The 14,190-nt window shown below is 39.3% G+C and carries 12 protein-coding genes and 1 tRNA gene; 6 read left to right on the forward strand and 7 right to left on the reverse strand.

The window, feature by feature from the left end:
- Positions 1–131: 131 nt before the first annotated feature.
- A complete protein-coding gene (locus AC4IFT_RS08440) occupies positions 132–761 on the reverse strand; it encodes a thymidine kinase (protein ID WP_490736836.1) in 630 nt (209 codons plus the stop codon).
- A 529-nt stretch (positions 762–1,290) separates the two neighbouring features.
- On the opposite strand from AC4IFT_RS08440, the gene hns reads away from it, so the two are divergent.
- Positions 1,291–1,698, forward strand: a complete 408-nt coding sequence (hns, locus tag AC4IFT_RS08445) for a histone-like nucleoid-structuring protein H-NS (protein WP_490736838.1) — start codon at positions 1,291–1,293, stop codon at positions 1,696–1,698.
- Between the two features lie 442 nt (positions 1,699–2,140).
- On the opposite strand, the gene galU is transcribed toward hns, so the two are convergent.
- Together galU and rssB are read right to left on the reverse strand one after the other, a co-directional pair.
- Positions 2,141–3,061: a UTP--glucose-1-phosphate uridylyltransferase GalU gene (gene galU, locus AC4IFT_RS08450; RefSeq protein WP_490736840.1), complete on the reverse strand. Its 921-nt coding sequence runs from the start codon at positions 3,059–3,061 to the stop codon at positions 2,141–2,143.
- 166 nt (positions 3,062–3,227) lie between these two features.
- Positions 3,228–4,238 (reverse strand): two-component system response regulator RssB, encoded by a 1,011-nt coding sequence (gene rssB / locus AC4IFT_RS08455; protein WP_490736842.1) that lies wholly within the window; start codon positions 4,236–4,238, stop codon positions 3,228–3,230.
- Positions 4,239–4,362: 124 nt separating this feature from the next.
- On the opposite strand from rssB, the gene AC4IFT_RS08460 reads away from it, so the two are divergent.
- From AC4IFT_RS08460 to AC4IFT_RS08470, 3 genes are all read left to right on the forward strand, one after another.
- Entirely contained in the window at positions 4,363–4,842 is a 480-nt protein-coding gene (locus AC4IFT_RS08460) for a YchJ family protein (RefSeq protein WP_490736844.1), read from the forward strand.
- 101 nt (positions 4,843–4,943) lie between these two features.
- The gene (purU, locus tag AC4IFT_RS08465; RefSeq protein ID WP_490736846.1) at positions 4,944–5,792 is read left to right on the forward strand and encodes a formyltetrahydrofolate deformylase; all 849 of its coding nucleotides are present in this window, start codon (positions 4,944–4,946) and stop codon (positions 5,790–5,792) included.
- Positions 5,793–5,956: 164 nt separating this feature from the next.
- Positions 5,957–6,041 (forward strand) — tRNA-Tyr (locus AC4IFT_RS08470).
- Position 6,042: 1 nt separating this feature from the next.
- Here the strand turns inward: AC4IFT_RS08470 and AC4IFT_RS08475 are convergent.
- Positions 6,043–6,918: a LysR family transcriptional regulator gene (locus AC4IFT_RS08475; RefSeq protein WP_490751088.1), complete on the reverse strand. Its 876-nt coding sequence runs from the start codon at positions 6,916–6,918 to the stop codon at positions 6,043–6,045.
- 544 nt (positions 6,919–7,462) lie between these two features.
- Here AC4IFT_RS08475 and xthA point away from each other — a divergent pair.
- Complete coding sequence (xthA, locus tag AC4IFT_RS08480) at positions 7,463–8,275, forward strand: exodeoxyribonuclease III (protein ID WP_490736850.1); 813 nt, start codon at positions 7,463–7,465, stop codon at positions 8,273–8,275.
- Positions 8,276–8,327: 52 nt separating this feature from the next.
- On the opposite strand, the gene AC4IFT_RS08485 is transcribed toward xthA, so the two are convergent.
- Genes AC4IFT_RS08485 through AC4IFT_RS08495 form a run of 3 tightly spaced genes read right to left on the reverse strand, consistent with a single transcriptional unit; the run spans position 8,328 to position 11,862 of the window.
- Positions 8,328–10,253 carry a DNA topoisomerase III gene (locus AC4IFT_RS08485; RefSeq protein ID WP_490751089.1) on the reverse strand — a complete coding sequence of 642 codons (1,926 nt, stop codon included), beginning with the start codon at positions 10,251–10,253 and terminating at the stop codon, positions 8,328–8,330.
- A 3-nt stretch (positions 10,254–10,256) separates the two neighbouring features.
- On the reverse strand, positions 10,257–11,300 hold the full coding sequence (gene selD / locus AC4IFT_RS08490) for a selenide, water dikinase SelD (protein ID WP_490751090.1): 1,044 nt from the start codon (positions 11,298–11,300) through the stop codon (positions 10,257–10,259).
- A gap of 10 nt (positions 11,301–11,310) precedes the next feature.
- Positions 11,311–11,862 carry an NAD(P)H nitroreductase gene (locus tag AC4IFT_RS08495; RefSeq protein WP_490751091.1) on the reverse strand — a complete coding sequence of 184 codons (552 nt, stop codon included), beginning with the start codon at positions 11,860–11,862 and terminating at the stop codon, positions 11,311–11,313.
- A 349-nt stretch (positions 11,863–12,211) separates the two neighbouring features.
- Between AC4IFT_RS08495 and sppA the strand changes: the two genes are divergently transcribed.
- A complete protein-coding gene (gene sppA, locus AC4IFT_RS08500) occupies positions 12,212–14,068 on the forward strand; it encodes a signal peptide peptidase SppA (RefSeq protein ID WP_490736858.1) in 1,857 nt (618 codons plus the stop codon).
- Positions 14,069–14,190: the final 122 nt, after the last annotated feature.

The raw sequence follows: 14,190 nt of genomic DNA on the forward strand, positions 1-14,190 counted from the left end.
ATTGTTTCTGTCGATAATATAATGGTATTAAAATACAATCATATATTAGATGAACTAAAGCACTTAGCCACTCATTCAAACACATCAAACTCTTCGGACTATATCGTTTATCTTACTGACTATTTTTAAACTTAATTAAAATCGATACCCTTTTTAGGAATAGTGCCTAAGTCCATTAATTTTGCTTGTTCTATCGCATCGGCATAATGCTTACGACATACAGAGATATACTTCTCATTACCGCCTATATCAACCTGTGCACCTTCGTAAACAGGAATACCATCACTACCTACACGTAATACTTTATTCGCTTTACGGCCACAGTAACAAACGGTTTTAAGCTCAACAAGCTTATCAGCCCACGCAAGTAAATATTGACTCCCTTCAAATAACTGCCCTGCAAAGTCTGTTCTTAAGCCATAACATAAAACAGGGATATCACTGTTATCAACAATATCGCATAATTGCTCTACTTGTTGTTTAGTTAAAAATTGACACTCATCAATAAGAACACAATGTACTTTTTGTGCGCTATTTTCTTGCTTAATAACCTCTGCCATATTGGTTAATGGTGAGAATAATAAAGCTTCAGCTGATAAACCAATGCGCGAAGATACCTTCCCCTGGGCAAAACGATTATCAATCTCTGCCGTGAATATCAACGTCCGCATTCCTCTTTCGTTATAGTTATACGATGACTGTAACAAAGACGTTGATTTCCCTGCATTCATCGCTGAATAATAAAAATAAAGCTGAGCCATCTGGCAGTTTCCTCAAAAATAATATCCAAAATATTTTACCATAAAACATGTTCTTGGATTAACTATAACCACTCACACTTACTTTACTTATTGAAAGTTTAACTTTTTTTACGTAAACATATCTGTGTTTTATACTTATAATGATTACCTTATATGCAATAAAAGCTAATTTTATATTAACAATAAACAGCCTGACTAAAGCACATTGCAGTAAATTTTCTCATCAAAAAATGAAAATTTAAGTTAATCTCTACCCCAATTATTCTGAGTTAATGTAAAAAAAGACCTTTTACTCGTTTTGAAGAATATTAAGTTTGTTAAGCTTTTCCATATTGCTATTTTTTTCATTAGTTCAGTTATTGATAATAGTGGTATATATATCTACCAAAAGTTTATATTTCTTTAGTAAAAAAATTGCATTCGTTAAAGATTACTTTTAAACTAGGGAAGTAATTTAGCTATTGCAGAATTTAAAATAGCACTCTATTATTACTGTACACATGCCAACAAATAATTTGAGACCAGGAAAATGAGCGAATCATTAAAAGCGTTAAATAACATCCGTACTCTTCGTGCTCAAGCTCGCGAAGTTACTTTAGAATCTTTAGAAGAAATGCTGGAAAAATTAACGGTCGTTGTTGAAGAGCGCCGTGATGAAGAAAGCCAAGCACGTGCTGAATTAGAAGAACGTAACCGTAAGTTAGAAAAAGTTCGTGAAATGATCCTTGAGCAAGGCGTAGATTTAAACGACCTTCTGCAAACAATGGATTCAGGCAAAACAACAAGTACTCGTGCTAAGCGTGCTGCACGCCCTGCTAAATATAAATATGTTGATGAAAACGGCGAAACTAAAACTTGGACAGGCCAAGGCCGTACTCCAGCCGTGATCAAAGTTGCTATTGACGCAGGTAAATCTTTAGACGATTTCTTAATCTAATCGCCTAAAAGCTTATTCTAAACACCCTTTTTAAAAGGGTGTTTTTGTTTGTACCCTTATATATTATTTTATATTAGCCATCTGTTACGAAAGCACACTCGCATATAAAATAGGCTTCTTAATATCATTCTTCTCCCGCCCACGTTTAGACGTGTATTTCTTATCAGCAAACGGCTTGAAAAATTAATAAAAAACTCGAGATAGTAAAGAAATGTAATCTTAATTAGAATTAATCAGGTGTATAGACGTGTGTTTATTAGTCTGGTCTAAACATGTATTTTTAATGCTTAAGTCTCAAAAAACTAAAAAGTGGCTAAAGCCTCATATAGAAAATTTGATATACCTCTGATTACTTAGATAACAAGCTTAAATAATCCTAGTTCCTTGCATAAAAAAGGCTAACAAATTAAGTTAGCCTATAATAAAACCTGACTGTATAACACTATTTAGATGTATTTAAGCTTTCAGCTAAATCTTTCACCCATTTGGTAAAATCGTCACCTAACGTGTCATGTTGCATTCCATATTCCACAAAGGCTTTCATATAACCTAATTTATTACCGCAGTCATGGCTTTTACCACATAAGTGGTAGGCTTCAACAGGTTCATTATTTTCCATCATTAACGCAATTGCATCCGTTAATTGAATTTCATCTCCAGCACCTGGGGCTGTTTTCGCTAATGCATCCCAAATTTTCTCAGATAATACATAACGACCGACAATTGATAAATTAGATGGTGCTTCATCTTGCTTAGGTTTTTCTACCATCCGAATAATTTTTTTACTATCTCCCGGTTGTAATGTTTCCCCATTACAATCGACAATACCATAGTTAGACACATCTTCATGTGGAACAGGCTCAACAAGTATTTGACTCGCACCAGTGTCTTCGTAATGCTCAAGCATTTCACGTAGATTAAACTTGCTTAGGTCTGTACTGTAACGGTCTAAGATAACATCAGGTAAGATCACCGCAAAAGGCTCTTCACCAACTAATGGCTTAGCACATAAAATCGCGTGCCCTAACCCTTTAGCAATGCCTTGGCGAGTCTGCATAATCGTGACGTGGCTTGGGCAAATAGATTGGACTTCATCTAATAATTGGCGCTTAACACGAGCTTCTAAAATAGCCTCTAATTCAAAGCTAGTATCAAAATGATTTTCAATTGAATTTTTAGACGAGTGTGTAACAAGAACAATTTCATTGATACCCGCTGCAATACACTCATTAACAACATACTGAATCAATGGTTTATCAACGATCGGTAACATCTCTTTCGGTATCGCCTTAGTTGCTGGCAACATCCGTGTCCCTAATCCCGCAACAGGGATCACCGCTTTTCGCACCTTACGTTGTGTCATTTTATAGCTCCTGAGAATTTCTACGCAACTTTCCCTCATATTTCAAAAAAGTGAAGGAGGTATTTTTTTATTGCGCAGGAGTATATCAGGAATTGTTAATGAATAAATAGCGATGACTCTTATTGGTATTATTTTACCCGTCATTGCCATTCATTTTAAGACAGCATTAATTTTCAGGATTAAACATAAGTTTTATTTTTTGGCTGTTATTGCGAATTAAACACTGCCAAGCCGTCCCATTTATTTCTAAATGGTTTGGATGGTAGAATTTTAAAGCACCTAATGGAATACTTCTCTCCAGCTTAAAATGAGATTCTTCTGTAGTCACTTCGGCTTCTAAACCTGCACTAGCCAGAATAATGGCTTTATTGTGAGTATTAAAATACCCTAACAACAATGGAAATTGCCCATCAAACCCTGAATCTTCCAGCAAATGATTTATCTGATTAATAATTTTATCTATATTCGGTAATTTTTTGTCTGGATAACTTACTGCATTTTTTAGCAAATCATTGAAGACAACTCGGATTAAAAAAGCGGCCATGATCCCTTCTTGTGGTGAACGCTCAGTATCAATACAATAAAATCCAATTTGGTTCTCTGATATAGGCGCTAAATCAAGCAACAATCCAAACCGGTTAGCCTCGTTTAATTGCCGATAATTTATACGATATCCATTAATGTTTTGACATACTGGAGGCTGCAATTGCTTTAAAACCGCTAACATATCTTGTGTATTACTTTGCATTAGAGCAGCTATTTGCTCGATCTCCTCCCCAATCTGGGCCGTGAGATTATCCTCTTCTGGGTACAATGCAGACAAAATGGTAATTTTAACTTCGTCTAGGTTCTTTATCGGTTTAAGTAATGCATCTCTTGCGCCGAGACGAAACATGCGGTCGAGTTTTGTAAAATCTGTTGTCGCAGAAATAACGATAACAGGAATGGTGATATTTCTTGCAACGAGTTCACGCATGAAGGCCTCACCATCCATCACCGGCATGTTGAGGTCACAAAGAATGACATCGGGTTCAATTTCCCCAATCGTCAACATAGTAATTGCTTGTTGGCCATTGCTTGCGGTATATATCTCTATCTCTAAACTTTCTAAGTAAGTTTTCAAGATGGTACAGAAGGTAATTTCGTCTTCTATTATCAATATTTTTCTATTTTTCATTTGATACCTACTGCGATGGCCTAGTTAATTAACAATACTATTATTCATATTATAGAATCATTTTTCACCTATCTTTTGAGTATAGTGACTTTTCAACCTTCTACTTATTTTTATCGAGAGTATTATGGATCACCAAGAAGAAAGTAAGTGCTGTTGTGGCAGCAGAGCACAATTTGAACATTGCTGTGCACCTTTTTTGAAAAAAGAAGCCACTCCTGAAACCCCTGAACAGCTGATGCGGTCACGTTATAGTGCCTATGTCCACCATAACGCTAATTATCTTATTGAAACATGGCACCCAGATTGCAACGCTAAACAGTGGGAGCAAGAAATAATAACCAGCTTCGAACAAACGCAGTGGTTAGGCCTCCGTGTTATTAGTTCTTCTTATGCTAAAAATCCAGACGAAGGCTATGTCGAATTTTCGACTTGCTTTATTGATGAAAAAGCTGATCATAAACAACTTATTCATGAACGTTCCCGCTTTATTCGTTTGAATTCGCGCTGGTATTATCTTGATGGCATTACGCCCAAAGTAGGACGAAATGATTTATGTCCCTGCGGTTCTGGCAAAAAATATAAAAAATGCTGTGACCAAGGCTAATTCATTTCAAGACCCAGAAATTTTACTGCCAATCAAGTTCATGACATCGTATGTTATTGGCCTTATGAAATAGGCTCTGTTAGTTAAGGATAGACAGCTTCATGCAACAAAAAATTGTACAAAAAAAAATCCTCAGGACAATTTGCCCTGATGCAAAAGGATTAATCGCAAAAATCACCAATATTTGTTACAAACACCAGCTTAACATTGTGCAAAATAATGAATTTGTGGATCACCGTACTGGCCGATTTTTCATGCGAACAGAGCTTGAGGGTATTTTTAATGATGAAACCCTCTTAGCTGATCTTGATGATGCTTTGCCCGTAGGCTCTAAACGTGAGCTTAATGTTTCTGGTCGTCGTCGCATCGTAATAATGGTGACAAAAGAAGCTCATTGCTTAGGTGATTTATTGATGAAAAGTGCCTATGACGGGTTAGAAGTTGAAATTGCTGCCGTTATTGGCAATCATGACACGCTAAAAAACTTGGTCGAACAATTTGGCATCCCATTCCATCTTATCAGTCACGAAGGTTTAACCCGTGAACAACACGATGAAAAAATGACGGCACAAATTGACCAGTACCAACCTGATTATGTTGTCCTCGCTAAGTACATGCGTGTTTTAACGCCAGCATTTGTTCAGCACTACCCTAATCAGATTATTAATATTCACCACTCATTCCTACCCGCCTTTATTGGGGCGCGTCCTTATCATCAAGCCTATGAGCGTGGAGTGAAGATTATTGGCGCTACTGCGCACTTTGTGAATGATAACTTGGATGAAGGGCCAATTATCACGCAAAACGTGATCAATGTTGACCATACATTTACAGCGGACGATATGATGCGTGCAGGACGTGATGTTGAGAAAAATGTTCTGAGCCACGCATTATACTGGGTGCTGGCACAACGTGTATTTGTATATGGTAACCGCACCATTATCTTATAAACAAATACACGCTGGTGACTTTTCTAAGTGAAATTTGTAGACTTAACAAGCATTAAGAGCAAAAAAACAGCAAACGAACGTTTTATTGAAAATTAATGCTTTACAGCGGCGCGTCATTTGATATTATGCCGCCCGCTGTCAACGATTACAGCAATTCAAAATCTGGTGGGATACCCAAGCGGCCAAAGGGAGCAGACTGTAAATCTGCCGTCACAGACTTCGAAGGTTCGAATCCTTCTCCCACCACCATCTAAACACATTCAACGCCTAGTTTATCAACGACACCCATAAAACGGTTCAATACACTAGAATGTGCTTTTGATTTATAAACATAACATTCACTTTGCCCTAATAATTTATTCAATGATATATATATCAATGATTTATCGACTAACTCCTCTTCTGGATAATGATCGATGATACCAATAAAATCACCATCTTGAATAAAGCTTTGGCAGCACCCAATATTATCCATTTGCCTAACACTCACTTTACTATCTAACGTTTCTACCTTTCCTAATAAATCACTCATCAAAGAGCTTTTATAAAATGCAGGGTCACAAAGCCAAGTGCTTTCTTGTAATAGTGAGACGAGTTCATGATTAAATTTTTCATACAATTCTTTACGGCAATATATTCCTAGTGGGGAGTTCTCTATTTTTTTTTGTAATGAAAAACGCTCACTAACCACCAATTCTGAACTTAGAATCAATGTATTACCGTCATAGTCAACTATTTCATCCACTTCATCATAATTAAACCTTAATATATTTACTTGTACATTATTTTGATGAGCAGCTTGATAAAGATTAATTAAATGACTTTCCTTACCCCAGTCATAATAAATATTCGCTTCGTTAACAATATATCCTGAAAAGTGTTTTTTCGTGATTTCTTTCTCCTGCAAATAGAGATCTCTAAGATCGTTATAAAGCTCCTGGCCATCCTTAGTTAATGTCATTCCAAATTTTTCTCGTTTAAAAAGCCGCTTACCTAGGCTTGTTTCAAAGTCTTTGATAGACTTCGCGATAGGAGGCGTCGTACGGTTCATCACTCTTGCAGCTTTACTTAACGAGCCATTTTCAACAACCGCCATAAACGCCTCTAATTTTCTTGAAAAGAACATATCTATGACCCCATTCTATTTATTAATATGTTAATCAATAGCATTATTATCTAATAAATAACGTACCGATTAGCCCATAACCAAAATCATTCAATAAAAAATAAAATTTAATTTTTTATTGAATGAGTAACAATATTTCATAAAAGTATTTTTATAATTTCCAACATAGCAAAGCAATATATTATACTGTTTCGCTTAGTTATTTTTTATGACTCCACTATTAAATCACATTAAAATACAAATAACCAATTGACTTTAAATGAAATTAATATCCCTTGTTTATTTTAAGTAACAACCATTTATTAATTATCCATAGTGTTTTTATATGGTAGATAATTTAATTCCTACTAATAAATTATAAATAATTAAATTTGTTGATATCCTTTTTTAATACACATCCTTTTCAATTTTGAATACCTTCAATTGATTAATTACTATTTAATATAAAAACTTTAACCCGTAACGCACATCATATGGGTTACAGTGTTCTTATCATCTGTTAGAATCAATCGCAGGAATACTGACAATAGGTGATAAAAAATCCATGAAATTCATATCGTTTAACATTAATGGTCTTCGTGCTCGCCCGCATCAACTTGCTGCCATCATCGAAAAACATCAACCTGAAGTCATCGGCTTACAAGAAACCAAAGTGCATGATGATATGTTTCCATATGAAGAAGTTAGCAAGCTCGGCTATCATGTTTTTTATCACGGCCAAAAAGCTCACTATGGTGTTGCGCTGCTAACAAAAAATGAACCCATCGCTGTTCGAAAAGGCTTCCCGACCGACGATGAAGATGCCCAACGTCGAATTATTATGGCTGATATCCACACAGAACGTGGGCCGCTAACCGTTGTTAATGGCTACTTCCCTCAAGGCGAAAGCCGTGACCATCCAACAAAATTTCCAGCTAAAGAAAAATTTTACCGTGATCTACAAAGCTATATCACCTCAACACAAACAGCAGAATCACAATTATTAATTATGGGCGATATGAATATCAGTCCAACAGACTTAGATATTGGTATTGGTGATATCAACCGCAAACGCTGGTTAAAAACAGGTAAATGTTCATTTTTACCTGAAGAACGTGAATGGCTAGATAAACTTTTAGGTTGGGGCTTAGTTGATACATATCGCGCTAAGAACCCGGATGTAGATGACTGCTATTCATGGTTTGATTACCGTTCAAAAGGTTTTGATGATAACCGAGGTTTACGCATCGATTTATTGCTGGCATCAAATAAGCTTGCTGAGCGCTGTATTGCAACAGGTATCGACTATGAGATCCGTGGAATGGAAAAACCGTCTGACCACGCCCCTGTTTGGTCTGAATTCGATTTAAGTAAATAGCTGATATTCCCTATAGAAAAAGGCACTCATTTGAGTGCCTTTTTCAGTTTGGTTAATCTGATTTCTTTTTCGTTTTCTTTGCAGTTTTAACGCTTTTCTTGCCACCTTTGCTTGGTGCAGGTGGTAACTCTCGAAAAGCACGTAAATTAGTGGATTGGCGTGCATAATGAATCAGCTGTATCAATGTTTCACTCAAAGGATGCATAAAATCATCATACCGAGTTTGCTTTTCACTGATTTGCGTCAAAACGGACTCCCAGTGGGCGGTCATATCTGGCAAGGTCGCCATATCCGGCAATACATGAATTAAGGCTCTACCTGCGGGAGATGAATGAATATAACGCCCCTTTTTATAGAGAAACTGGCGTTTAAATAAGAGATCGATAATCCCTGCACGAGTTGCTTCTGTTCCCAAGCCATCCGTTTCTCGCAATACTTTTTTTAATGCTTTATCTTGCACAAATCTGGCAATACCGGTCATCGCGGATAACAACGTTGCATCAGTAAAAGGCCTCGGTGGCTGAGTTTGCCTTTCAACCACTTCCCCTTTTTCACACAAAAGCTCATCATCTTTAGCAACAACGGGCAACGGCATGCCATCATTTTCAGCATCACGCTCTTTTCCACCTAAAACAACCCGCCAGCCCGCTTCTGCCAGAAAACGTGCTTTCGCAATAAATTTGCCCTTTTCAATTTCCAATTCAATTGTACACTTGCGAAAAACCGCATCAGACATAAATTGGATAATATATTGACGTGCAATTAACTGATAAATATTACTTTCATTTTCTGTTAATTTCACCGCAGTCGCTTTCGCCGTAGGAATGATGGCGTGGTGAGCATCAACTTTTTTGTCATCCCAACAACGATTTTTCTTATCTAATTCAGGTAGCTCAAATTCAGTAAGATCGGGTTGGTGAACAGCAATCGCATTTAAGACACTATGCCGACCCGCAAAGTGTTCATCTGGTAAATAACGGCTATCTGAACGCGGGTACGTAATCAATTTGTGGGTTTCATATAAGCGCTGGCAGATATCTAACACTTCTTGTGCGCTTAACGCATATTTTTTGGCGGCTTCAATTTGCAATGCAGACAATGAAAAAGGCAATGGCGCAATTTCAGACTCACGTTTATCTTGATATAGCGTGACAATTGCGGGTTTTCCTTCAATTCGGGAAACCACATGCTCAGCAAGCGGTCGATGAAATAAACGCCCTTCTTCGTCCTGATAATCAATGCAAGACTCACTCGGTTGCCATGTCGCCACAAAGCGCTCATCGTTTGGCGTCACAATATGCGCTTTCACTTCAAAAAAGTCTTTCGGCACAAAGTGTTCTATTTCTTCATCTCGCCTCACCACCAGTCCCAAGACTGGGGTTTGTACCCGTCCCACAGAAAGCACACCTTGATAGCCACCACGCTGCCCAAGCAACGTATAAGCCCGAGTCATATTAATGCCATACAGCCAATCCGCTCTTGCTCTGGCAAGGGCAGAAACGCACAATGGGATAAACTCACGGTTTTCCCTTAACCGCTCAATAGCACGCTCTACCGCTTGAGGGTTAAGGTCGTTGATAAGGCAACGTTTTACTGTTTTTCGTTTTTCTGCATCAAGTTGTAGATAATCGAGCACTTCATCCACCAGCAACTGTCCTTCTCTATCAGGGTCTCCTGCATGGATAACGACAGTTGCTTGTTTGAGTAGTGCTTCGATGGTTTTCAGCTGTTTGGTTACTGAGGGGCGCGGTTTTAACTGCCACTTTTCAGGAATAATCGGCAAGTCTTGTAAATTCCAACGCGCATAACGAGGCTCATAAGCATCGGGCTCAGCCTGTTCAAGAAGGTGACCAATGCACCATGTGACCGTTTGGCCATCACCGCATTTTATAAAGCCATCCCCTCGTTGATGAGGTTTTGGCAATACATCGGCAATCGCCCTAGCGAGACTCGGTTTTTCCGCAATAAACAAACGCATGAATTAATCTATCACTTCAACTAATGGGACATTGTCCTGATGGGGGAGCAATTTGCCGATAGACTGTAGCAAAACACCTTGCTGCTGTGCAATCTCTTTAATTTTAGCAACTTCTGACGGTTTTACAGCAATCAATAATCCACCCGAGGTTTGCGGATCACACAATAACTGACGCTGCATGTCACTCATCGGGCCAATAAGATGACCATAACTATCAAAGTTACGTGATGTTCCACCTGGAACACACCCTGCTTCTATATATTTTTCCACATCTGCAAGTTTAGGTACTTTTGTGAACGATACTTGAGCACGAACCCCAGACCCTTCGCAAATTTCGCTTAAGTGACCAAGTAAACCAAAACCCGTCACATCTGTCATCGCAGTAACGCCTTCGATTGGAGCAATCACTGCGCCGAGTTTATTCAGCTGGCACATGGTTTCTGCAGCAAGGTGCTGGTGCTCTTCTTTGAGTAAGCCTTTTTTCTCAGCAGTCGTTAACACACCAATGCCCAGTGGTTTTGTTAAAAATAACTCACAGTCCGCGGTTGCAGCGCTGTTTTTCTTCACATATTCCGTGTTCACGACGCCTGTGACAGCCAAACCAAAAATGGGCTCGGGCGCATCAATAGAGTGACCACCAGCAAGAGAAATTCCTGCATCTGCACAAGCTGCACGGCCACCTTCAATCACTTCACGCGCAACCTCAGGAGGCAATTTGGCGATCGGCCATCCTAAAATCGCTATCGCCATAATCGGCTTGCCACCCATGGCAAAAATATCGCTAATGGCATTAGTTGCCGCAATGCGTCCGAACTCAAATGGGGAGTCAACAATTGGCATAAAGAAATCAGTAGTACTGATGATCCCAAGGCCATTACCTAAATCGTAAACGGCGGCATCATCCTTCGTTTCATTACCAACCAACAAGTGTGGGTCATGAAATTTGGCCTGCTCTGTATGTAAAATTTGTTCTAATACTTTTGGGGCAATTTTACAGCCGCAACCCGCACCGTGACTGTACTGCGTGAGCCTAATTTTCTCAGTCATAATTGTTCCCTTAAAAATGTGTGATAAAACCGTTCATCTCTGGGATTTGAACTTTGGTTGGTGCTTTAAGTTCTGGCGTGCCTAAATAGAGAAAACCCACGATACGGTCATTTTCTTCACAGCCTAACCCTGCACGTACAATTTCATCCTCTGTCCATGAGCCGGAACGCCAAATCCCACCAAAACCTTGTGCTACCGCAGCCATTTGCATCGCTTGGACAGTGCAGCTCGCTGCAACAAGTTGCTCCCATTGTGGCACTTTAGGATGATCTTTAATTTTCGCAATCACGGTAATAATTAGCGGAGCGCGAAAAGGTGCATTACGTGCTTTTTCTTCGACTTCTGCACCTAACCCACCTTCAATCGCTGCTTTTTCAAGCAATTGGCTAAAACGTTTAATGCCATCACCTTGCATGATAACAAAATGCCAAGGGCGTAATGCACCGTGGTCTGGTGCTCTCATACCTGCCGCAAGAATATTGTTGAGCTCTTCGCCTTGTGGCGCGGGTGTAGTGAGCCTGGAAGCTGAACGACGGTTCAACAAAAGGGTTAAAGCATCCATATTTGTCTCCGATTAAGAGTAGACTGATTTGATAATCATTCAATCAGGTAATTATACCCACACAACCTATTGTTATAGTAAGCTTATCGTTAAACTATGACTTTGCTTGACGATTAACGTGAGTTGCATTAATTAGATTATTAATTCATTGAATTATATCATTTGTCATGAGTGAAAAATATCATTGTGACATTGTATATCGCGCATAACGGATTTGTTATGCATAAAAAATGATTCATTAGTAAATAACTGTATTGCTAATGAATGAATTAGAAAGCAGTATCCAATATAGCTTGCGCCTCAAGACCATCAAAAACATGAGCGCAAAATATGCAGGATAGGAGAAAAAATGCGTCAACTATGGGACATCCTCGCCACCATCTTTAAAATCAGTTGGAAGGCACTTAACTTCATTCGAGAATTCGTTTTTAACGCAATTTTCCTTGTGCTGTTCTTTATTGTGATTGGGTCTTTTGCCCTTTATCAATCAGAATCTGAGCCTGAAAAAAATTACTATGGCGCGTTGTATGTGGACTTGCAAGGTGTGGTCGTTGACCAAGTTTCTGCTCCAGACCCATTTGGGCGTATGAGCCGTGAATTATTAGGCACCTCAAATAACCGAATGCAAGAAAACTCCCTATTCGATATTGTCGACACCATCCGCACTGCGGCCGATGATGACCGGATTACGGGGATGGTTTTGCGCCTTGATAACTTAGTGGGAGCGGATCAGCCTTCCCTCGCTTATATCGGTAAAGCGATTGCACAATTTAAGAGCAAGGGTAAACAAGTTTACGCAGTAGGCAGCCATTTTTCTCAGCCACAATATTACCTTGCAAGTTTTGCGGATGATATTTACCTCACCCCGCAAGGCTCCGTTGGCTTATATGGCTTCGCGACAAACAGTATTTACTACAAGTCTCTGTTAGAAAAACTGAAAATTAGCAGCCATATTTTCCGTGTCGGAACGTATAAATCTGCGGTTGAACCAATGATGCGTGATGATATGTCCCCTGAAGCACGCCTAGCGAATCAACAGTGGTTAAATGCACTATGGAACAATTACTTGGATGCGTTAGCGGCTAACCGTAAAATGACTAGTTCACAAATTTTCCCTGGTGCAGATGCTATTCTTAGCCAGCTACGTGCAGTCAAAGGGGATAGCGCTCAATACGCATTAAAACAGAAATTAGTGGATAAAATTTACACCAATGAGCAAGTTGAAGAGCTCCTCAGCAAGCACTTTGGTTGGAATAAAGATGCTAAGCAATTCAATAATATCAGTATCTATGATTATTCCGCTAAGATTGCCGATACCACTGCAAACCAAGGTGGCAATATTGCGGTGATCGTGGTGCAAGGCGCGATTATGGATGGCCCTCAGACACCGGGAATTGCCGGTGGTGATACCATTGCAGCGCAAATACGTGATGCCCGCCTTGATGACAATATTAAAGCCATTGTCCTACGAGTGAATAGTCCAGGAGGAAGCGTTAGCGCATCTGACCTTATTCGTAGCGAATTAGCCTCTGCCCATGCAGCAGGTAAACCTGTTGTTGTTTCTATGGGCGGCATGGCGGCATCAGGCGGTTACTGGGTTTCCACGCCTGCGGATTATATTATCGCAAGCCCAAGCACGCTAACGGGTTCAATTGGTATCTTTGGCGTAATTAATACATTTGAAAAATCACTGGATTCTATTGGTGTATACACTGATGGGGTTTCCACCTCACCACTCGCTGATATTTCCCTCACCAAAGGGATCAACCCACAATTTGCCGATATGATGCAAATTACCATCGAAAATGGTTATGACACCTTTATTAACCTCGTGGCAAAAGCGCGAAACAAGACTCCTGAGCAAATCGATAAAATTGCTCAAGGCCGCGTTTGGATTGGTCAAGATGCGCTGAAAAATGGCCTTGTCGACCAACTGGGTGATTTTGATGATGCGGTGGATAAAGCTGCAGAATTGGCTAAACTGTCCGATGTGCAGCTAGATTGGATGAAGCCAGAGTTGTCCTTTATGGATCAACTTCTACTTGAGTTAACCAGCAATGTTCAAGCGGCAATGCCAGATGTTCTGCAAGTCTTTTTACCACCTGCTGTGGCAACCGATATTCGCCAACAAGCTCAATTTTTCTTAAAAATGAATGACCCACAAAATCGTTATGCATTTTGCTTAAATTGCGCTGAAATTAATTAATTCACATCCCCCTCTCACTTCCGGGAGGGGATTTCTCTCACAGTATACTCAAATTACCTCATTTCAATCTGCCAATTCGCAATTTAACGATAGTAATACACCTGTAATTACGTCAAAATTCA

It is taken from the genome of Providencia sp. UF-183 (assembly GCF_058246155.1).

Excerpts from the sequence above, each read along its gene's own strand:
- hns (WP_490736838.1), top strand. The coding sequence starts at position 1,291 with ATGAGCGAATCATTAAAAGCGTTAAATAACATCCGTACTCTTCGTGCT.
- AC4IFT_RS08475 (WP_490751088.1), bottom strand. The coding sequence starts at position 6,918 with ATGTTCTTTTCAAGAAAATTAGAGGCGTTTATGGCGGTTGTTGAAAAT.
- AC4IFT_RS08460 (WP_490736844.1), top strand. The coding sequence starts at position 4,363 with ATGGATCACCAAGAAGAAAGTAAGTGCTGTTGTGGCAGCAGAGCACAA.
- AC4IFT_RS08485 (WP_490751089.1), bottom strand. The coding sequence starts at position 10,253 with ATGCGTTTGTTTATTGCGGAAAAACCGAGTCTCGCTAGGGCGATTGCC.
- AC4IFT_RS08440 (WP_490736836.1), bottom strand. The coding sequence starts at position 761 with ATGGCTCAGCTTTATTTTTATTATTCAGCGATGAATGCAGGGAAATCA.
- sppA (WP_490736858.1), top strand. The coding sequence starts at position 12,212 with ATGCGTCAACTATGGGACATCCTCGCCACCATCTTTAAAATCAGTTGG.
- purU (WP_490736846.1), top strand. The coding sequence starts at position 4,944 with ATGCAACAAAAAATTGTACAAAAAAAAATCCTCAGGACAATTTGCCCT.
- selD (WP_490751090.1), bottom strand. The coding sequence starts at position 11,300 with ATGACTGAGAAAATTAGGCTCACGCAGTACAGTCACGGTGCGGGTTGC.
- AC4IFT_RS08495 (WP_490751091.1), bottom strand. The coding sequence starts at position 11,862 with ATGGATGCTTTAACCCTTTTGTTGAACCGTCGTTCAGCTTCCAGGCTC.
- rssB (WP_490736842.1), bottom strand. The coding sequence starts at position 4,238 with ATGAAAAATAGAAAAATATTGATAATAGAAGACGAAATTACCTTCTGT.
- xthA (WP_490736850.1), top strand. The coding sequence starts at position 7,463 with ATGAAATTCATATCGTTTAACATTAATGGTCTTCGTGCTCGCCCGCAT.
- galU (WP_490736840.1), bottom strand. The coding sequence starts at position 3,061 with ATGACACAACGTAAGGTGCGAAAAGCGGTGATCCCTGTTGCGGGATTA.